Genomic DNA, 21,413 nt, shown 5'->3' on the forward strand with positions numbered 1-21,413 from the left:
GACGCCACACGCCGCAGCGCCCCTGTTCCCCTGGGAGCGTGTCAGCCTCCGGTCAGCGCAACATCGAAGGTGGTCCAGGCTCCCTTGTCCTCCCTCGGACGGGTCGGGCAGTAGTCGCTCAGTGGGCAGCTTCCGCAAAAGGGCTGCTTTTCCCGGCACAGATTCTCGCCGATGTACCTGATGGCGGCCATACGCACCGGTGCATCACGGCCAGCGCCGAGAAGTTTGATGAGGTTGAGCCGTCCCTCGGTCAGTCGATTGGTCAGGTGCGATTGGTTCTGCTGTACCCTCGCAGCCACCCGCAACGCACTCTGGTTGACCAGCATGATGTCGCCGCCAGCCAGCAGCCTGAACAACGCGAGCTCAGCGGGTTTGAGTCCCATCACCTTGCTGTGATCAAGAACCGAATCCGCGTTCACCCAGACTTCGGGCTTGTCGGCGACCGGACCGAGTCGGTCTTCCAAACGCTTGCGGGCTGCTGCTGTCGGCGCCGCCTTCACGAGGGCGAGGTAGACGTCCCCTGTCAGTTCCTTGTGCCCTGCGACATCGTCCATCACGTTGGCGAGCTGCTTCGGGTGCAGCTTGCTTCCGGAGAGCACCGCCATGACGAGAGCTCCGAGCGGCTTCATCTTCCGACCACGGGGGAACTGATACCACTGCTTGCCGGCGCGCTGCTCCTTGGCCCAGCGGGTCAGCTCCTCACGCACCTTCGGCCACTTGTCCGCGGCCTCGTTCCCCGTGGGAACATCTTGCGGCAGGAGAACCCGAGCTGCTGCTTCGCCCAACAGCGGGGGAACTGCGTTGCCAATCTGCCGGAAGGCGTCGCTTCGCGTACCTGCGAACCGAAAGCGGTCCGGGAAGGTTTGGATCCTCGCGGCTTCACGCACGGTCAGCGTTCTGGGCTCTTCAGGATGGATGTACCAGTAACCGTCTTTGGCGATGTGCGCAGTGATGGTGCGGCTCAACTCGTTCCAGTCGAGCTTCTTGTACTTGTCCGTGAACTGTTCCGCGTCGTACCTCTGAAATTCCTTCTCGTCGTCTCCCAGCTTTTCGTCGAGCTCGGAGTAGAGTGTTTTGGAATCCATGATGGTGAAGATCTTGAAGTCATCGACACGAACCCGCCGCGTCATGTGGTCATAAATGACACCTTTATCCGCCTTCTTGCGCATCTCCTTCGCGAAGGAAGAAGGCTTCGGATCCTGCTTCTCGTCGTAATCGAGAACTCGAGCACCCACCGGCTTCAAGGGCTTCGGATCGATCGCAGGTAGGTCGCCGATAGCATCACGAAGGCTGGTCTGTTTCTTCGAGTTGCCCCACGTGAAGCCGCCACGGTCTCTCCGTGCAAGCAGGATCAGACGCTTCCTGTGCTGCGGCACGCGATAGTTCCACGCATCGACGAGACGTACCTGGGTGACGTACCCAAGGCTCTCCAGCTTTGCCTCGATGATGCGGATTACACTGAAATCATCGCCGAGCCCCATGTCGGGGACGTTCTCCATGAGGACGGCACGCGGAAGGAGCCGCTCCACCACATCGACGTAGGCGCGCCACAGTTCCTTGCGGAGATCGTGCGGGTCGCGGTCATGGTACTCGACCAAGTGCCGGATCTTGCTGCGGCCGGCGCGACTGAACGGCTGGCAGGGCGGGCCCCCTGCCACAATGTCGATCTCCGCTCCGGAGTCAAGGATTCGCTGGACGAACTCGCCTCGCTGCTGATCGTCTCCGAGGTCGGCACAAAGACTCATTCCCGGGAAGTTAGCTGCATGAGTCTCGCGAGCCCTCTCGTCGAAGTCCACGGCCGCAGCGGTGGTCCACCCAGCCCGCTCAAGGCCGAGGCTCAGCCCGCCGGCACCCGAAAACAGGTCAATAGCCAGACGCTTACCTTTTCCGTAACCGGACCGGATCCATTCCCCGAATTTTTCCGGCTCGCAGTAATGTCTGTGATTATCCAGCTTTAGGGGGTCGCTCCGTTCCAAGGGCACGCCATACGTCTTTTTCGCCCCCTCCTCCTCCGCCACGACCCAATCCTCCGTACCTGCCGACCTGAACGAGCTCCAGGAGATCACGCACGATGCTGCGGAGGCAAGGCTTCCGGCTGGCCAACGCCGCCGTGAAGCCTCGACTGTCACGCGGGTGACCTGCCTGGCGAACACCACATCCACTCACCGTGTCCCCGGTGGTGACCCGGTGGTAACCCGGAGCAGCGTCCTCCTCTTGAGGCACCCCATATTAGAGGACAACCCTTGAGTCTCTCCTCGCGACCGCCCCCTCGGGGGCGACGTGTCCATGTACAGCGCCTTGTCTCAACGAGCCCCCGAACCAGAAGACACGTTCGATCGCGGGCTGTGTCTCGATCGTCGACGCCGCATCCACCGCGTCCGCTGTCCCGCTGCACAAACAGCCCAGATTCTTCTGAACACCGTTTCCAGAGCCCTCCCCGCCGTTAAGATCGGAGCTGGGGCGCCTTCGGGCGGGGGTGGGTACGAAGCGGGTCAGAGGGGCGAGCGTGGACTCCGAGAACACACAGGCATTTCTACGTCCCCGTGCACGCCTGATGAGCACGCTCGGCGAGGAACTGATCAGCAACGAGCGGGTGGCGCTCACCGAGCTGGTCAAGAACGCCTACGACGCCGATGCCGGCTTGGTTGTAATCAGGTTCAACGCACCGCTGGAGGAGGGCTACGGCTCCATCGAGGTGTGGGACGACGGGCACGGTATGTCCCCCGAGATCGTCCGGGAGACCTGGATGGAGATCGCAACACCGTTCCGGCACCGCGCTCCGCGTAGTGAGCAGTTCGGGCGGCGGGTTCTTGGTGCGAAGGGGATCGGTCGCTTTTCGGCGGCCCGCCTCGGTGCAGTGACCGCGATCACGAGTCGCAGGGCCGGCGGCCCCGAGGTGAACATCCGGCTCGACTGGAGTGATTTCGCCGCCGAGAACGCCTACCTCGACCAAGTGCCGGTCCAGTGGAACGTTGGCGCTCCCGAGGTGTTCGCCGACAACGGCCAAGCCCGGCGCCTCTTCGACGAGGTGACGGTCGCTTTCCGCGCCAGCGAGAAGCGGCCCGCCTGGACGGGCTCCAACGGTACCCTCGTCCGACTCGAAGGGCTTCGACAGGACTGGGGAGAGGAGTCGGTCGAGAGCCTCAAGCGGTCCCTGTCCCGACTCCTCCCCCCTCCCCCTCCAGCGGAGCTGGATGTACCCGACCAGCCGGAGTTCGCCATCTACCTCTCCTTTCCGACTGGGCCGCTGGACCACCACACCGGTTTCGTTGGTGCCAGCGAGGCTCTGGCGCATCCGCACTACCGCCTCATAGGGACCATCGACGAAAACGGTCTCGCGGACCTGGCCATGACCAATCTGACGTCCGGGCAGTCGGAGACCCTGAACCAGTACCTTTTCCCGTCACATGGGAAGGCACCCAAGTGCGGTCCCCTGAAGCTCGACCTCCGCACCTGGGACCTCGACTCGGCGTCCCTCAAAGAGATGCTGAACATCGACCTCGGGGCCCGCAACATCACCGAGGTCCGTAAGCTGATCAAGGACAACAGTGGCGTCGCCCTCTACCGGGATGGCTTCCGTGTGCAGCCCTTCGGCGAGGCCGACTTCGACTGGCTTCGCTTCGACCTCCGCCGTGTGAACAACCCCACTATGCGGTTCTCCAACAACCAGGTCGCGGGTTTTGTGTACATCTCGGCGGACGGTAACCCTGGGCTTCAGGATCGGTCGCACCGGGAGGGGCTGATCGACTCTCCCGAGTACGAGGACCTGAAGGGCGTACTGACCCAGGCCGTGAGTCGACTCGAGACCTGGCGCTACGGACTGCGTCGGCCGAGGGGAAAGAGCCGTACCGAGTCGGCTCCGATCACGGTGGACACCGCCTCCGGTGCTGGAAGCGACCGCCACGGACTATTCCAAAACTTCACCCTCTCGCCCGTCCGGGACGTCGTCAACGAGAGGTACCCGGACGACACCGTGCTGAGCCGCGCATTGGAAGAGGCGCAGGAAACGATCGACGAGAGCGTCGAGAAGGTCCAAGAGGTCCTTTCGCAGTTCTCTCGCCTCGCGACCCTGGGAGCGCTGGCCGACGTCGTACTGCATGACGGCCGAACGGCATTGACCCGGATCGCCTACGTCCTCCGCCGGTTGAACAAGTTGGCGGGTCGCAAGCGCGACGAGGACGAGCAGCTCGCCTCTGCTCTCGCGAAGATGCACGTCGACCTCACCGCACAGGAACAGGCTCTGGACCGGCTCTTCACCCGCGTCGAGCCGCTGAGCGGCCGGCGGCGAGGCCGTCCCCGCGCTCTGTCTCTCCAAGCGGCGATCGACGAGGCCGTCGCCGTCCACGAGGGCACGCTCGAGAAGCACGGCATCACCGTCACTGTCCGCGGCGAGGACGTGACCGTGACAGCCGACCCCGGTGACATCTCCCAAGTGGTCCACAACCTCGTGGGGAACTCGATCTACTGGCTTTCCACTTTGCCCGAGGAGAAGGAGCGCGCCATCCTCATTGAGTCGCGGCGGACGTCCGAGAACCAGGTCGACATCGACGTGAGCGACAGCGGCCCCGGAGTGCGTGAGGAGATCCAAGAGATGATCTTCGACACGTACTTCAGTGACAAAGAGGACGGCATCGGGCTGGGCCTCAGCATCGCTGGCAGCGTCGTGAAGGACTTCTACGACGGCGATCTGTCCTTGGTGTCGTCGGGGCCTCTCGCCGGAGCGACGTTCAGGGCAAGACTGAGAAGGAGAATCGGGTGACGGACGGGGGTGCGGTGTACCGAGTCTTGATCGTCGAGGACGAGGTGGACATAGCGGAGGAACTATCCGATATGCTCGTGGAGGAGCTTTCGGACCTTGGGAGGCTCGACACTCACGTCGAGAACGATTTCGACGAAGCTGAACGCCTTCTGGAGGCCCAGGCGTTCGATTTGGTCGTACTGGATGTCAGGGACGCGACACGCGGTGGCTCCCCCGCACACCCGAACCTGCAGGGCCGTGAACTGTACGACCGGATCGCCAAGACCCGTTGGGTGCCAGTCGTCTTCTGTACCGGCCTCGCGGAGCAGGTGAGCGACTTGGCGGAACCACCACTCATCCAGGTGGTCCCGAAGAACCGGCTGGATGACGCCGTCACTGCGGTACGGAACGGCCTCGAGTCCGGTGTCCCGGTCCTCACCCGGCACATCACCGCCCTTGTGGACGAGTACGTGCGCGGATTCCTACGGGACGAGATCTCCCCGAACTGGCCCCGGCTCGCGGCTGCTGAACGCAACCAGATCGCTCATGCCCTCGTGCACCGCCTCGCAGCCTGGCTCAAGGAGAACGCGGTCGAGGCCCTCGGAGCAGTGCTCGGCACCTCCGATGACCGCGTGATGGGACACGCGTCGACCGCCCGGATGTATTTGATACCGCCGGTCACGAAGCACGTGACTGCCGCGGATATCCTGCGGGATCCCCAAGACGGCTGGTGGGCCGTTCTCACCCCTGCGTGCGACCTCTACGAGGACTTACACAGCGGTGGCAATCGTGTCGCCAAGGCCGAGTACGTGCGTCTCGCCAAGGCGGTTCCGTTGAGCGAAGCACCTTTGATCGCTCGTTGGATCGAGGTTGGCTCTCCCGTCAAAGGGAGCAAGGAGCGGAACGCGGCTCTGGAGATTTTCCGCAACAACAACGCCCGTTACCGGATACTGCCCAAGTACCTCGACATCCCGGACCTTCTGGTCGACTTCGAGTTCGTGCAGTCCGTTCCGTTGGCAGAGGTCCGCTTGTGGACCCGCGTCGCCACGCTTGACAGCCCGTTCGCCGAGGCCATGCTGACCTCGCACGGGCATACAGTGGCCAGGATCGGCACCCCGGACGTCGACTTCGAGAACATCAAGCAGGCGCTAGGACTGGACGGGAAGGGGAAGGCCGCGGACCAGAAATCGGTACCGAATCCTCGCACCACGACGAAGGACGCCAAGCAGTTCTGAGTTCCGACCCGGTTGATCAGCGTGTGGATCCATTCGCTCGACGTGCTGATTCCTGAAGCGTGATTCGGTCCCCAACTGTGTCGGGGACCTTCCGATCCCAGGCGCCGTCCGCCGACCAGCGTCTGGGCCGCTCGCAGACGGTCTTCCACTTGTCGAACCTGCTGGCAGACTCCGCCGCGGAATACGTGTGCGTGGTAGAAGCGAATGCTGTTGATGACCCTGCGGTGGCTCGCCCAAGCCTGCCCGCTGGCTCGTCGCGGGCAGATGGGGTTTGAGGCGACGAATCGCCACTTGCTCATCGGCCCCCGCCCTTCGTGGATCGTTTCCGCCTGTTCGCCTTCTCCCGGTCGACAGCCGTTGCCACCTGACGCATGACGGCGTCCGCCGATTCGTGTTCCCAGAAGCGCAGCACCGTCCAGCCTTCCGCCACCAGCTGCGCGTTCGTCTCCTGGTCCCGCTCGATGTTGCGATCGAGCTTCTGGCGCCACCATTCCGCGTTCGCCCTGGGACTGGTGGCGTGCTCCGGGCAGCCGTGCCAGAAGCAGCCGTCGATGAGGACGGCCAACTTGGCACCCGTGAACGCAATGTCGATCTTCCGCCTGCGCATACCCGGCACCGGATAGTGGATCCGGTAGCGGTATCCGGCAGCGTGGAGGAGCTGCCGCACCGCCCGTTCGACACCGGTGTCCTGATTGGTCTGCCGGCTCATTCGGGCCGAGACTTCGGGACTGGATGGGACTGCTGCGTGCATGGCCCCAGTGTCCTACTTTCCGGAGTTCTCGCGGTCCACCCCTGCGGATCCGACGGCCTGCCGGGCTGTTACTGGTGGGTTCGCGGGCCCGCGGGGAGCTGGGGCGGCTGCGGGGCGTACGACGGTTGGAAGGCGTACGTCGGGTGCGGGGCCTGTTGGGCTTGGGGCGGCTGGGGGCCGCCGTAGCCGTATCCCTGGCCGGGGCCGCCGTACCCGTAACCCTGGCCGGGGGAGCCGTATCCGTAACCCTGGCCCGGGGCGCCGTAGCCGTAGCCGCCGTACGGCGGGGCGGGCCAGTACGGCGGGGGGACGGGGCCCTGGGGCGGGCCCGGGTAGGGGAGGGGGAGGGAGAGGGCCGCGTGGGCCAGGGCCGGCTGGGCGGTGTCGCGGCGTTCCCACAGGGTGTCGAGGAGTTCGCGCTCGCGCGTGGTGAAGTCCGGGCCCGCCGTGCCCCGGTACGCGCGGCGGCGGAGGAAGGCGAGGGAGGTCGCGGCGGCGATGTACTCGCCGACCGCGCGGGCCGCCGCCGCGCCCTGGGTGCGGCGGGCGAGGTCGCGGGCGATGCCGCGGGCGCGCATCGAGGACAGCGCGATCGGTTCGGGCGGGGTGAGCCACCCGGCGGCCTGGTAGGCGGTGAGCTGCTCGCGTACGGTGCGCAGCTCGCTGGTGCGGGACCAGACCGTGAGCCAGGTCAGCAGCCCGAAGACGGGGACCATGAACGCGGCGTAGACGATGATGAAGCCGTAGCCGCCGAGGGCGGACGAGCCGTTCCAGAGGCCGTGCAGGACCATCGCGGCCAGCAGCGCCACGATCGGCAGCAGGACGCGGCGGGTGCGCTGGTGGGCGGCGGCCGCGGCGGCCAGGCCGAAGCCGACGCCGGTCATCGAGGTGAACAGGGGGTGCGCGAAGGGGGACATCACCCCGCGGATGAAGAACGTCGCGGCGGTGGTGGACCGGATGCCCGAGTAGCCGAACTCCTGGTCGCTGACGAACGCCGAGCCGAGGTAGAGGATGTTCTCGGTGAAGGCGAATCCGGTGGCGGTGATTCCGGCGACGACGACGCCGTCCACGATCCCGTTGAAGTCGCGTCGTCGGAACACGAAGAGCAGGAGCACGGCAGCCGCCTTGGCGCTCTCCTCCACGAACGGCGCGACGAACGTGGCCCCCCAGGTGTCGGCGTCGGCCCGGCCGCCGGGGGACGAGGAGTCGGCGACGGTCGTCATGAGCCATTCCGTCGCGAAGCCGTTCGCGATGAGCGCGACGAGCGTCGCGGCACACGCGCCCCAGGCGAAGGCGAAGATCAGGTTCCGCCAGGGTTTGGGGTCGACGCGGTCCAGCCAGCGGAAGACCGAGATGATCAGCGGTACGGGCAGCACGGCGAGGCCGAGCCCCACCAGGAAGCCCTTGGTGCCGGTCTGCTCGCGGACGAGGGCCAGGATGACGAGGCCGGAGAGCGACAGCAGTCCGATGAGCGCGGTGGCGCGCAAGGCCTTGTTGTCCCAGAGGCGGCTGAGACGGCCGGTTCTGCCCCACGGCCCCGGATGGCCCGGGTAGCCCGGGTGTCCCGGGAACCCCGGGTATCCCGGGAGCCCCGGATGTCCGGGGTGCCCCGGCTGCGGCGCCTGCGGCCGGCCCCCCGGAGCGGCCACGCCGTCGAACCACGGCTGCTGGTCGTGCGGTGTGACCGGCGGATCCGGCGGCTGGTGGGGGGACGGGGACTGATGCACTCAACCGACCCTAACGAACGCGGAAGTGGCGGACTGCGGGATTGTTCCCATCCGCGCAGGGCCGCTATGCGTCGTTGCGGCGGAAGATCAGGTCGTGGACGATATGTCCCTTGTTCAGGCCCTGGGACTCGAACTTGGTGAGCGGGCGGAAGTCCGGGCGCGGGCTGTAGCCGCCGTCGGGCCGGGTGTTGTCGAACGACGGGCTGGCGGTGAGGACCTCCAGCATCTGCTCCGCGTACGGTTCCCAGTCGGTCGCGCAGTGCAGGAGCGCGCCGGGGCGCAGCCGGGTGGCGGCCAGCTCGACGAACTCGGGCTGGATCAGCCGCCGCTTGTGGTGCCGCTTCTTGGGCCAGGGGTCCGGGAAGTAGACGCGCAGCCCGGAGAGGGCGGCGGGCGCCAGCATCTCGCGCAGCAGGATGATCGCGTCGCCGTTGGCCACCCGGACGTTGGACAGCCCGTCGCGCTCGGCGAGGGCGAGCAGATTGCCCTGGCCGGGGGTGTGGACGTCGACGGCGAGGATGCCGGTGCCGGGGTCGGCGGCGGCCATCTGCGCGGTGGCCTCGCCCATGCCGAAGCCGATCTCCAGGACGACGGGGAGGTCCGGGTCGCCGAAGAGCGCGCCGAGGTCGAGGCGGTGCAGCCCGTCGATGTCCAGCCCCCACTGCGGCCACAGGCGGCGCAGTGCCTCGCCCTGGCCGACGGTCACCCGGCCGCGGCGGGGGCGGAAGGAACGGATGCGGCGCTCATGGTGCGAGCCCGCCGGATCGGCGGCGGGGCCGCCGGGGAACCGCGGCTCGCTGCGGTCGCGGTCGCGGGCGGGGCCGGAGTCGTGGCCGGGGCCGGGCACGGTGCGGTCGCGCTCCGCGTGGGCGTCGGGGGCGGTGGAGTTCTCGGACACAGTGCTTCCGATTCTACGGGCGGGGGCGGGTACCCCGGCGGGCCCGCCCGGGATGCCACGGTGCGGGCGCGAGGGCCCGCTGGCGGGCCGCCCCCGCTACCCCTCGGCGGCGGCCGTGAGACCGCTCACAGCGCCTCCAGCACCCGCCGGGCCACCTCGCGGCCGATGGGGAGCGAGGCGGTGGCGGCGGGGGAGGGGGCGTTGAGGACGTGGACGACGCGGGGCGACTGCGAGATCAGGAAGTCGTCCACGAGCGTGCCGTCCGGCAGCACCGCCTGGGCGCGCACCCCGGCCGGGGCGGGTATCAGGTCGTCGGGCGTGACATCCGGCAGCAGCCGGCGCACGGCGTCGGTGAAGGCGCGCTTGGACAGGGACCGGCGCAGCTCGCCCGCCCCGTACCGCCAGTGGCGGCGGGCTATCCGCCAGGCGCCGGGATACGCCAGCGTCCCGGCCAGCTCGCGCGGGCGCACGGTGCGCCAGGCGTACCCCTCGCGGGCGAGGGCGGGCACCGCGTTGGGCCCGATGTGGACGCCGCCGTCGATGCCGCGGGTCAGGTGGACGCCGAGGAAGGGGAACGCCGGGTCGGGCACCGGGTAGACCAGGCCGTTGACCAGCGAGGTGCGGGACGGCGCCAGCTCGAAGTACTCACCGCGGAAGGGCACGATCCGCATGCCCGGGTCGTCGCCCGCCAGCCGCGCCACGCGGTCGCACTGCAGCCCCGCGCAGTTGACCAGGGCCCGCGCGCGCAGCACCGTGCCGTCCGCCGTACGCACCGCGACGGCCGTCGGGCGGCGGCCGATGCGGGTCACGCCCGCCCCGTACCGCACGGACGCGCCCGCGTCCCGCGCCAGCCGGGCCAGCTGCGCCGCCACCGCCCCGAAGTCGCATACGCCCGTCGTGCCGACGTGGATCGCGGCGAGCCCGCGCACCCACGGCTCGTACTCCGCTATCTGGGCGGGGCCCAGCTCGCGCACCGGGATCCCGTTCTCCCGGCCGCGCTGGACCAGGGCGTGCAGCCGCGGCAGCTCGGAGCGCTCGGTGGCGACGATGAGCTTGCCCGTCACCTCATGGGCGATGCCGTACTCGGCGCAGAACTTCACCATCTCCGCCGCGCCGCGCACCGCGAACCGCGCCTTCAGCGAGCCCGGCCGGTAGTAGATCCCGCTGTGGATCACTCCGCTGTTCCGCCCGGTCTGGTGGCGGGCCGGGCCCGCCTCCTTCTCCAGGACGGTCACCCGGGTGCCGGGCGCCGCGCGCGTTATCGCATACGCCGTCGACAGGCCGACGATCCCGCCCCCGATCACCAGCACGTCGCAGTCCACCGCCGTCACGCCATGCACCTCCCCACGCGCCACAACCCTCCGGTCGCCCGACCGTCGATCCCTATCATGACCTGCGCCACTGACAACGGCCCGAAACCCGTGCGGCGCCTGGGATCCGGACGGGTGCGTGAAGATCACGCGGGCTTTCCCCGGCGCTCACGCCGGCGCCACACACGGGGGCGCGAAATCCCGGGGTCCCACCCTCACGCCGGCACCACCCTCACGCCGGCGCCACCAGCAGCGGCCGGGCCCGCTCGCGCAGCTCCGCCACCCGCGGCTCGTCGCGGTACGCCTCGAGCCGGTGCATCAGGTCGCGTACGTACTCCGTGGTGCGCGCGGAGGAGATGCGGTTGGCGACCTCCACGGCCCGGGCGCCCGCCGCGCACGCCGCGTCCAGGTTCCCGGACTCCAGTTCGGCCACGGCGGAGACGACGAGCCGCAGCCCGTGGGACCGTACGAACTCCTCCGTCGGCCGGGCCAGCGCCTGCTCGGTGAAGCGCCGCACCTGGCGCGGCAGCCGCAGGTCGCGGTAGCACTCGGCGGCGTCGGCCGCGAACCGCTCGTGGCTGTAGAAGTCGAGCCAGGACGGGTCGGCGTCGCCCGACCGGGACCGCTCCAGCCAGCCCTCGGCGGACTTCAGCGCCGCCCCGCAGGCCGGGCCGTCCCCGGACTTGGCCTGGGCGCGCGCCTCGACCAGCCGGAAGAAGCTCATGGTGCGGGCGGTGGCCAGGCCGCGGTTGCGCTCAAGGGCGGCCTGGGCGAGGTCCACGCCCTCGTCGGCGAAGCCGCGGTAGGTGGCCTGGAGGCTCATCGACGCCAGCACGTAGCCGCCGAGCGGGACGTCGGCGGCGGCGCGGGCGAGGCGCAGCGCCTGGATGTAATACCGCTGGGCGGCCTCCTGCTGGCCGGTGTCGAAGGCCATCCACCCGGCCAGCCGGGTCAGTTCGGCGGTGGCGCCGAAGAGGGAGCGGCCGACCTCGTCGCTGTACGAGCCGAGCAGCAGCGGTGCCGCGTCGACCCGCAGGCATTCGGGGACCACGGAGGAACGCCAGTCGCCGCCGCCGTACTTGGAGTCCCAGCGGCGCGCGTCCTCGGCGGCCTCGCGCAGCTTGGTGACGTCGCTGTGGCCGACGCGCTGAGGTAAGGCGTCGGGGCCGCTGCCGCCCGCGCCGGCCGCCGCGGCCTCGGCGTCCTCGGGCCCGCGCGCGACGGAGCTGTCGGCCGGGGATATGAGCCAGCGGGAGGCGGGCGTGGCGTACGCGCTGACGGCGAAGGATCCGGCCAGGCTCTGCCAGATGCCCACCCCGCCGCGCCGACCCGCGAGATCAAGCCGGTACAACTCGGTCGCGGAGCGGACGGCCTGGCCGATGTCGCGCGGGAAGGCGAGCCCGACCTCGGGGGCCGGATCGGCGTCGGCGAGCCCTATCTCGTGCAGCGGGACGGGGCGGCCGAGTTTGCTGCCGATAGCGGCAGCAATCAGATGGGGCGCGGCGCCCTGGGGCACCATGCCCTTGGACACCCAGCGCGCTACGGACGTCTTGTCGTAGCGAAGGGTCAGGCCGCGCTGGGCGCCGAGGTCGTTGACTCTGCGCGCGAGCCCGGCATTGCTGATCCCAGCGAGGGCGAGAACGGTGCCGAGCTTCTCGTTCGGCCCGCGTGGCTCCCTGGACATGCGCACCCCTCGACAGCACCGACGGCCGCCCCGGCATAGGCGCGGAGCGTTCGTAAACCCAGCGTAGTTCGCCGCATCCCGACCGTTAAGAGGTGGTGTCCCGGATGGCGAGATTCTTGTACGAACGGGCGTGCGGGGCGTGACGCGTGCTCCCGGTGTGTGTGGCTGTGCGCCCGTGTGTGCGCTCTGTCTCAGTCGCGGCGAGAACGTTTCGATGGGACCTGCGTGGGTCGGCCCGCTGTACTGGATCCAGTGGGCTGGGGGACGCCGCCGCCTCATTCCCCGCGGGTGGCGGAACGGTCCGGGAGGCGGACGCCGCCTCCCGGACTGTCGTGTTGGGAGGCGGGGAGGCGAGCGAGGGCGAACGGCGCGCGACCGTCCGGATGGTGGTGGGGCATCCGCAAGACCGTCGAGCGCGCCACGGCGAACTTGGCCGGATATCGCCTGTCGGTGCCGGGCTCCCGCGGCGGGCCGGGGAGGGGGAGGCCCGGCGCGGGAAGCCCTTTCCTCGCGGCCCTGTTGGCGTCCCGTCGTCCACGCGTCGGCGTCCTTGCGCTGTTGTACGCCCCAGTCGTGGCAGCATGGGCCACGGCGGAACGGTGCGTCGTGACCGGTGACGGCTCTCTTCCGGTGCTTCCCGCGAGCGCCTGCCCGCGGGGGCCGCACGGTGTGATCAACTCCTGGGATTCCCGCGGTCATCAGCGGTCAAGGGAGATCCAAGAGATCCGCGTAGTTGTCCGGTTCGATGTCGAAACCGTCAACATGCTGTGCATGATGGCACCTAAATCTTGGTTGCCCTGGATGCCCACAGCCTGTGGAGGCGGCGATGCGGTGGTTGGTGGGGTGGAGCAGTACCGCATCCGGCCCGGTCCCCCCGGAAGGCCGTGCGATCCAGCCGGTCGGTGCCCAACTCCTGTGGTCCGACCCCGATCCGCTGTGGGCGGTCGGCGACTGGCGGCCCGACGAGGTACGCGTCGTCCAGGCCGACCCCTTCACCCGGCTCGCCGTCTTCGGCTGCTGCGGCGCCACCGACGAGGAGCTGCGGGTCGGCCTGTTCGCCGCCCGCGGCGGCGCCCTGCGCCACCTCACCGCCTGGCCCGGCAGCTACACCGCCGTCGCCCAGGTCGGCCGCCGCATCACTATCGCCGGTGACCTGGCCGGTGCCCGGCCCGTCTTCCACACCGACTGGTCCGGCGGCACCGCGTACGCCACCGCCGCCCTCCCGCTCGCCGACCTCATCGAGGCGCAGCTCGACGTCAGCCACCTCGGCGCGCTGCTCGCCTGCCCCGACTCCCCGGAGGCCGTCGGCGACGGCACGCCGTACATGGGCGTCAGACGGGTGCCGCCCGGGCACGCCCTCGTCCTGCGCGACGGCGCCCGCGACGTCACCGGCTACGAGCCCACCGCCTCGCTCGCCGTCGCCGCGCCCCCGCTCGACCAGGACACGGCCGTGGAGGGCGTACGGGACGCCCTGCTCGAAGCCGTACGGGCCCGCCTCACCGCACCCCGCCACGCCCCCGCCACCGAGGGACTCGACCCCGGACCCGTCCCCGGCATGGGCCCCGCCGAACGCCGGGCCGCCCGCGGCGCGCCCGCCCCCGGCATCGGCGCCGACCTGTCCGGAGGCAGCGCCTCCGCCACGCTCGCCCTGCTCGCCGCCGGGCTGCCCGGCATGCCCGGCACCCTCCTCGGCCACGGCACCGAAGCCGGTGAACGCCTCCTCGCCGTCACCTTCAACGACCTCGCCACCACCGGCGGCGCCCGCACCCGCGAAGCCGAACTCGAACGCGCCGGCACCATCGCCGCCAACCCCCGGCTGCACCACGTGGTCGTCGCCGGCGGCGAAGAGGCCCTCCCGTACGCCGCCCTCGACACCGGCGCCCTCACCGACGAACCCGGCCCCTCCCTCGTCATCGCCGAACGCCACCGGCGCCGCCTCGCCGCGGGCAGCGCCGACCACTTCGTCGGCCACGGCGCCCGCCAGGCGCTCGACGCCCACCCGGCCCGCCTCGCCGACCTGCTGCTCGACCGCCGCAGACGCCATCTGCTGCGCCCCGCCACCGCCCTCGCCAAGGCCGACGGGCCCAACGCCCACTCCTTCTTCGTCCCCTTCACCGTCTACCGCGCCGCCCGGCGGCTGGCCCGCACCTCCTACCGGGACGGCGTACGGGAAGCCGCCGCGAGCCTCCTGGAGCGCCGCTTCACGGACGACGGCGCGGGCGTGGCCGCCGGCGCCGTCTCCGCCTCCCTGGCCTCCCTCGCCTGGTGCCGCCCCGGCCCCGCCGCCCGCTGGCTCACCGGGGAAGCCCTCGCCGAGGTGTCCGTCCGCCTCGAGGAGGCGGCGCTGCGCCCCGTCCTCCTGCGCCGCCCCGGCGAACGCCGCGCCGACGCCGCCCTCGCCCGCTACGCCGCCGACCACCGCGTCTTCGAACAGGCCGCGGAGGTGCGCAGCCAGCGCCTGCACGCCCCCTTCCTCGACAACCAGGTCGTACGGGCCTGCCGCGCGCTCCCCGAAGCCCTGCGCGTCCAGCCCGGAGCGCGCGCCTCCGTCCTGCGTACGGTCCTCGCCGGAGCGGGCATCCGCGACCTCCCCACCGGCTGGGGCGCCACCTCCCACGCCGCCCACGCCGCGTCCGTACGAGCGGGCCTGCGCACCTGGCTCGGCGACCTGGTCGGCCTCTTCGACGCCCCGCTGCTGGCCGACGCCGGGCTCATCGAGGCCCGCGTCGTCCGCAAGGCGCTGCGCGCGGCGTCCGAAGGCGAACGGCTGCCCCTGGACGGCCTGGCCGAACTGGTCTCCACCGAAGTCTGGCTACGCCGCCTCCTGGCCCGCCGCGGCACCTGCTGGACCGGCACGGCGGCCCCCCGCCAGCGCGCGGTGGCGGGCGGAGTGGTGCCCCGGCCCACCCTGTGACGACGGTGCGCGACGATCACGGCGTCGGCCGCCGCGGGTTGCCGGGGCCGGTCGACCGTGTGTGCGACCCGCTCGTGGTGGAGCGTCCCGTTCCGCAGCAAACCCAGGAGAATGACCGCCGTGCGGTATCTCATCCTCGGCACCACCGAAGCGCGTGACGAACACGGCAACGCGCTGCCCCTCGGCGGCCCCCGGATCCGCGCCCTGCTCGCCGCGCTCGCCCTGCGCGCCGCACGTCCCGGGCCCACCCCCGTCGATGTCCTCATCGACGAGGTGTGGGCCACCGACCCGCCGCACGACGCGCCCGCCGCGCTCCAGGCGCTGGTGGGCCGGTTGCGACGGGCGATCGGGCGGGAGGCCGTGGTCTCCTCGCCCGGCGGCTACCGCCTCGCGACCGCCGCGCCCGGGGACGACGTCGATCTGCTGCGGTTCGAGCGGCTGACCGACGAGGGCATGCGTGCCCTCGACGCCGGTGACCCGCACACGGCCGCCGCCACGCTCCGGCAGGCGCTCGCGCTGTGGCGCGGACCGGCGCTCGCCGATCTGCCGGAGCGGGACGCGGCCGCCGCCCGCGCCGAGGCCCTGCGGCTGGCCGCCCTGCACCGCCGGATCGACGCCGACCTGGAGCGCGACCGCCCGGCGGGCCTCGTCCCGGAGCTGCGCGAGCTGGTCGCCGGCCATCCGTTTGACGAAACGTTCCACGCCCAGCTGATCCGCGCGCTGCGGGCCACCGGGCACTCGGCGGACGCCCTCGCCGCGTACGAGGAGGTCCGCACGCTCCTGGCCGACCGTCTCGGCACCGACCCGGGACCGGAACTGCGGGAGCTGCACCGCCAACTGCTCCTGGGCGAGCCCACCCCACCGACGACCCCCATGCCTCCGCTGACTCCACCGGCCGCCGGGCGGGCTCGTGACGGCGCCGGGCACCGCGGGTCGGGCGGTGACCGGCACCCCGACGCGGATGGCCCCCGCGCCCCGGACGGCGACGGTGCCCCGGGCCGGGACGGCTACGCGGACGGTGACCGTGACCGGGACCGGGAGGGTGACCGAGACCGTCACCCGGACGGTGACCGGTACGGCGCCCCGGGCCGGGACCGTGATCGGGACCGGGAGGACGGCCGCCGCCCGGACGGTGACCGGTACGGCGCCCGCGTCGGCGACGGCGACGGCGCCCCCGGCCGGGATCGCGCCGTGGACGGCGACCGGTACCGCTACGCGGACGGCGATCGGGACCGCCGCCCGGACGGTGACCGGTACGGCGCGCCGGACGGCGATGGCGGCCGTGCCCCGGGCCGGGATCGCGTCTTGGACGGCGACCGGTACCGCGACGCGGACGGTGATCGGGACCGCCACCCGGACGGTGACCGGTACGGCGCCTCGGACGGCGATGGCGGCCCGAGCTGGGACCGCCGGCCGGACCGCGATCGGTACCGCGTCCCGGACGGCGACGGCGACCGTGCCCCGGGCCGGGATCGCGACCGCGCCGTGGACGGCGCCCGCGACGGTGGCCCGAGCCGGGACCGCCACCCGGGCCGAGACCCCGACCGTGGCCGTGACGGTGACCGGTACCAACGCCCGGACGGTGACCGGGACCGTTACGCGGACCGCGACCGCGACCGCGACCGTGACTCGAACCGAGACCGGGACGGGCACCGAGACCGGGACGGCGACCGCGCCCCGGACCGTGGCCGCGCCCGGGGCGATAACCACGATCGGGACGGTGACCGGCACCGCGCCGCAAACCGTGGCCGCGCCTCGGACGGCGGCGGAGACGGTAACCGTGCCCCAAGCGGTGACCGCGACCGCGACCGGGACCGCGACCGCGACCGCGATCGGGACCGCGACCGCGACCGCGACCGCGATCGGGACCGCGACCGCGACCGCGATCGGGACCGCGACCGGGACCGCGACCGGGGCCGCGCCCGGGGTCGGTCGAACGGTGACCGATACGGCGTCCCGGACGCCCACGCCCACGCCGACGGCGACCGTGCCCCGGGCCGGGACCGCGATCGGGACCGTCACCGCGCTGCGGACCGCGCCCCGGACGGCGACCGCGCCCCGGGCCGCGACCGGGACCGCCACCCCGAGGGCGACCGCGACCGCGACTCGGTCCCCGGCGCGCGTTCCGCCGCGTCCGCGGGGCCGCCCGGCAATCTGCGGGCGCGTCTCACCAGCTTCGTCGGCCGGCGGAGCGAGATCGGCGCCCTCCGCAGGGACCTGGACGGCTCCCGGCTGGTCACGCTCACCGGAGCGGGTGGTTCCGGCAAGACGCGGTTGTCCGTGGAGACCGCCGCGACCGTGACGGACGCCTACCCGGACGGCATCTGGGTCGTCGAACTCGCCTCGCTGGACGACGCCTCTGCCGTCCCCGGCGCGGTCCTGAGCGCCGTCGGCCGCCGCGAGACGACGATGTTCGCCTCCGGGCTCGAAGGCCGGACCAGCGGGGCGGACGGCGTCGACCCGGCCGGCCGCCTGGTCGAGTACTGCGCCGACCGCCGCCTGTTGCTCCTGCTCGACAACTGCGAGCACGTCATCGACACCGCCGCCCGGCTCACCGAGACGCTGCTGGCGCGCTGTCCGGGCGTGACCGTGCTCGCCACCAGCCGGGAGCCGCTGGGCGTGCCCGGCGAGACCGTACGGCCCGTGGAGCCGCTGCCGCCCGCCCCCGCCCACCAGCTGTTCGCCGAGCGGGCCGCGACCGTACGGCCCGGCTTCGATCCGGCCGGGGACGCGGACACGGCGGCGGCGGTCGCGGAGATCTGCCGCCGCCTCGACGGACTGCCGCTGGCGATCGAGCTGGCCGCGGCCCGGCTGCGGCTGCTGACCCCGCGGCAGATCGCCGACCGTCTCGACGACCGGTTCCACCTGCTGACCAGCGGCAGCAGGACCGCCCTGCCGCGCCAGCAGACCCTGCGGGCGGTGGTCGACTGGTCCTGGGATCTGCTGGACGAGCGGGAACGCACCGTGCTGCGCCGGGCGTCGGTCTTCGCGGGCGGATGGAGCCTGGCCGCGGCGGAGGCGGTCTGCGCGGAGGCCGTCTGCGCGGAGACGGGCTGCGCGTTCGCGCCGGAGCATGAGTCCATACGCGCCGGTGCATGCGCCCCGGCGCACACCCCGGCACACGCCAGCGCCCCCATCGCGCCCCCGGAGGTGCTCGACCTGCTCGGGGCGCTGGCCGACAAATCCCTCCTGGTCGTCGACCATCCGCCGGGCGAGGCCCGCTACCGCATGCTGGAGACGATCCACGAGTACGTCAGCGAGCGCGCCGCCGAGGATTCCGCCGCCCGCGCCGACCACGCCGCCGCCACGGCCCGGCATATCGCCCACTTCCGCGACTTCGCGCGCGCCGCCGAGCCCCGGCTGCGCTCCGCCGAACAGCTGCCCTGGCTGCGCCGCGTCGAAGCCGACCTCGACAACATCCGGGCCGCCCTGCACCGCTCCCTGACCGCCCGCGACGAGAACACCTCGTTCGCGATCATCCTCGCGATGGGCTGGTTCTGGTGGCTGCGCAACTATCGCGACGAGGGCGCCGCCTGGGCCCACCGGGCCCTGGCCCTCACCAATGACCCGAACGACGAACGGGACGGCGAACGGGACGGCGAACGGGACGGTGGCCGACCGGCGCTGGACATGCCGCCCCCCGCGCCGGACGGCGCCGACGGGGACGATCCCGCCGCCACCCGCTACTGGCACTCCATGGACCTGCGGCTGCTGCGGTTCTTCCTGCTCATCGACGCCGGTCACGGCCCCGACGCGCAAGACCCCGAGACGCGGCTGGTAGCCCGGCTCACCCGCGACGCCTACGGCAGCCATCCGGGCCCGCGCAGCGCCCGCTTCCCCGGCCTGCTGTGGCCGTTCGCCGGATACATCCTCGACGGCCACACCGCGATGATCCCGCTGATGGACAAGGCGGTGGCCAACTGCCGTGAGAACGGCGACGACTGGGCGGTCGGCGCCGCGCTCATGTTCCGTGCCCACCTCGCCATCGACACCTCCAGCGGCATCGAGCGCGCCGAAGCCGACTACGCCGAGGTGCGCGAGCTGAGCGCCCGCGTCGGCGACCGCTGGATGCTCGCCCAGGTGGAGAGCGCCAGGGCCGAGATGGCGGCGCTGCGCGGCCGGTTCGACGAGGCGCGGGCCGCCTTCGAGGAGGCGCGGCGGCTGGCCCGGGAGATCGGTGCGCACACGGAGGTGCCGTTCATCATCACCCGGCTGGCCGACCTCGCCCTCAACTCCGGTGACCCCGAGGGCGCGGCGAAGCTGCTGGACCACTCCGAGCAGGAGGCCGAGCGCTGGGGCGCCGTGGACGTCCGGGCCTTCAACCGCCTGCTGCGCGCCCACATCGAGTTGCTGCACGGCGATCCGGCCAAGGCGCGGGCGTACTGCGAGGACGCCCGCCGGCAGGCGGCGAGATCCAGTCCGCCGCAGCTGTTCTGGGTCGTGGTCCAAGGGCTGGAGGGCCGGGTCGGCGCCGAGGAGGGCGACCCGTGGGGCGGTCTGCGCATGCTGCGCGACACCCTGGGCCTGGGCCTCGAGGTGGGGTGTACGGAGGCGTTGCTCGCCGACCAGGCCGAGTCGGCGGCGTACATCCTGGTGCGGCTCGGGCACGAACGGCCCGCCGTCCGGCTGCTGGGCGCGGCCGACGGCTGGCGCGGCCGGCTGCCGCGCATCCCGCTGGCGCTCGCGGAGACCCGGGAGACCGAGGCACGGGCGGGCGCCGCGCTGGGCCCCGCCGTGGCCGGGAAGCTGCGCGCCGAGGCCGCGGCCCTGACCACACAGGAGGCCATCGCCCTGCTCGACGAGGTCCTGGCCGACTCCGGGTCCGCCACCGCCCGCTGACCAAGCACCCGGGGCACGCCCCCGGACCGAACATCAGGACGGCAAGCGCATACGTTCACCCGCACGGGGAAGACGCGCACCACGACCCCGAAACGTACGAGCGAACCCCGGACCGCACCCTCGAAAAGGCGACCGTTCGCCGGGCAGAAACGCACCCGGCGAACGGATCGATGAGTAACCGGTCAGCAGCCGATCAGCAACCGACCATCAATCGGTCAGAAACCGCTCAGAAGGTGGCTCCCTCGGTCACCCCACCGGCCGGGACCGCAGCCCGTCCAGCAGGATGTCCAGCAGCCGGGCCGACGCCGCGGCCTGCTGCGCCGCGTCCGGCAGCGACGGCGCTGCCGTGGCGATCACCAGCAGCACATCGGCGACCGTCACATCCGGGCGCAGCTCACCCGCTGCCCGCGCCCGCTCCACCAGCTGCCCGACGACCTGCAGCAGCGCTGCCGCACCCGCGTCGTCCGGCTGGCCTTGCGGCACGCCCGGCTCTTCGACCAGCCGCAGATCCGGCTGCGCCGCACCGGCCGACGGCACCGCTGCGGACGGCACCGCCGCCGACGGCACCGCCGACGGCACCGCTGCCGCCTGCGGCGGGCCGGCTAACGCCACCTGCCGCTGCTGCGGAACCCGGATCTCCGTCTCCGCGTCGACCCCGGCCCGCAGCACCTGCGGCGGTAGTAAACGGCCCGCGCCGGACGCCACCGAGGTGCGCAGGAACCGGGCCAGCGCGGACCACGGCTCGTTCTCCTGACCCAGCGCCGCCCGTGCCTGATCGGTCAGCCTGGCCGTCTCCTCCTCCGCTATGCGGCGGACGAGCACGTCCTTGCTGGGGAACCGCCGGTAGACGGTGCCCACCCCGACCCGCGCCCGCCGTGCGACGTCCTCCATCGGAGCCCCGTACCCCAGCTCACCGAAGACTTCGCGCGCCGCCCGCAGGACATGTTCCAGATTGCGCTGCGCGTCCACGCGCAGCGGAGTGCTCCGGCCGCCGTTCCCGTCCGAGGACGCGACGGCTGCGGACCATGACGAACCCTGAAGGTGCATAAGTGATCCCCCGGTAATGACGTCTCCCCCCGGAGACTCCCCGCCCTGTCAGCCGGGGCAGTCACAACCCCGACGAAGTACGAACATAGTTGAGCCCAGGTCAAGAATGAAGAGGGTAGGTCGGGACAGACCGTCCCCCAACCGGACCACCAGGCCACCTCACTCCGCCTCCCAGACCGCCCCACCCCCCACGACCACGCCCTGACCTGCGCGTATGTCCTCCTCCAGCCCACGGCCCGGCCCCAGGGCGCCTTCGGCCCTCCGGTCACA

General features: G+C 71.6%; 11 protein-coding genes. 4 read left to right on the top strand and 7 right to left on the bottom strand.

Annotated elements, in window-relative coordinates; translation table 11 throughout:
• Positions 1–41 precede the first annotated feature (41 nt).
• Complete coding sequence (locus ACFZCY_RS04685) at positions 42–2,018, bottom strand: DNA (cytosine-5-)-methyltransferase (RefSeq protein ID WP_391169328.1); 1,977 nt, start codon at positions 2,016–2,018, stop codon at positions 42–44.
• Between the two features lie 488 nt (positions 2,019–2,506).
• Between ACFZCY_RS04685 and ACFZCY_RS04690 the strand changes: the two genes are divergently transcribed.
• Together ACFZCY_RS04690 and ACFZCY_RS04695 are read left to right on the top strand one after the other, a co-directional pair.
• Complete coding sequence (locus ACFZCY_RS04690; protein WP_391169330.1) at positions 2,507–4,759, top strand: ATP-binding protein; 2,253 nt, start codon at positions 2,507–2,509, stop codon at positions 4,757–4,759.
• Complete coding sequence (locus ACFZCY_RS04695) at positions 4,756–5,973, top strand: hypothetical protein (RefSeq protein ID WP_391169331.1); 1,218 nt, start codon at positions 4,756–4,758, stop codon at positions 5,971–5,973. The genes ACFZCY_RS04690 and ACFZCY_RS04695 overlap by 4 nt, the downstream gene beginning before the upstream one ends.
• Before the next feature lie 295 nt (positions 5,974–6,268).
• On the opposite strand, the gene ACFZCY_RS04700 is transcribed toward ACFZCY_RS04695, so the two are convergent.
• The 5 genes from ACFZCY_RS04700 to ACFZCY_RS04720 all read right to left on the bottom strand — a co-directional run bounded on the left by ACFZCY_RS04700 (position 6,269) and on the right by ACFZCY_RS04720 (position 12,343).
• Positions 6,269–6,682 (bottom strand): DNA mismatch endonuclease Vsr, encoded by a 414-nt coding sequence (locus ACFZCY_RS04700; RefSeq protein ID WP_391169333.1) that lies wholly within the window; start codon positions 6,680–6,682, stop codon positions 6,269–6,271.
• Between the two features lie 110 nt (positions 6,683–6,792).
• On the bottom strand, positions 6,793–8,451 hold the full coding sequence (locus tag ACFZCY_RS04705) for a PrsW family glutamic-type intramembrane protease (protein WP_391169334.1): 1,659 nt from the start codon (positions 8,449–8,451) through the stop codon (positions 6,793–6,795).
• Positions 8,452–8,515: 64 nt separating this feature from the next.
• On the bottom strand, positions 8,516–9,298 hold the full coding sequence (gene trmB, locus ACFZCY_RS04710; RefSeq protein WP_391169421.1) for a tRNA (guanosine(46)-N7)-methyltransferase TrmB: 783 nt from the start codon (positions 9,296–9,298) through the stop codon (positions 8,516–8,518).
• Between the two features lie 176 nt (positions 9,299–9,474).
• Positions 9,475–10,680 (bottom strand): L-2-hydroxyglutarate oxidase, encoded by a 1,206-nt coding sequence (gene lhgO / locus ACFZCY_RS04715; RefSeq protein ID WP_391169335.1) that lies wholly within the window; start codon positions 10,678–10,680, stop codon positions 9,475–9,477.
• A gap of 211 nt (positions 10,681–10,891) precedes the next feature.
• On the bottom strand, positions 10,892–12,343 hold the full coding sequence (locus tag ACFZCY_RS04720; protein WP_391169336.1) for an MFS transporter: 1,452 nt from the start codon (positions 12,341–12,343) through the stop codon (positions 10,892–10,894).
• A gap of 826 nt (positions 12,344–13,169) precedes the next feature.
• Between ACFZCY_RS04720 and ACFZCY_RS04725 the strand changes: the two genes are divergently transcribed.
• Positions 13,170–15,257, top strand: coding sequence for an asparagine synthase-related protein (locus ACFZCY_RS04725; RefSeq protein ID WP_391169337.1), 2,088 nt, complete (start codon positions 13,170–13,172; stop codon positions 15,255–15,257).
• 120 nt (positions 15,258–15,377) lie between these two features.
• Positions 15,378–20,096, top strand: a complete 4,719-nt coding sequence (locus tag ACFZCY_RS04730; protein ID WP_391169423.1) for a BTAD domain-containing putative transcriptional regulator — start codon at positions 15,378–15,380, stop codon at positions 20,094–20,096.
• Positions 20,097–20,342: 246 nt separating this feature from the next.
• Here the strand turns inward: ACFZCY_RS04730 and ACFZCY_RS04735 are convergent, their stop codons facing one another.
• Positions 20,343–21,143: a TetR family transcriptional regulator gene (locus ACFZCY_RS04735; RefSeq protein ID WP_391169338.1), complete on the bottom strand. Its 801-nt coding sequence runs from the start codon at positions 21,141–21,143 to the stop codon at positions 20,343–20,345.
• Positions 21,144–21,413 lie beyond the last annotated feature (270 nt).

It is taken from the genome of Streptomyces sp. NPDC007983 (assembly GCF_042958345.1).
Taxonomy (GTDB): Bacteria; Actinomycetota; Actinomycetes; order Streptomycetales; family Streptomycetaceae; genus Streptomyces.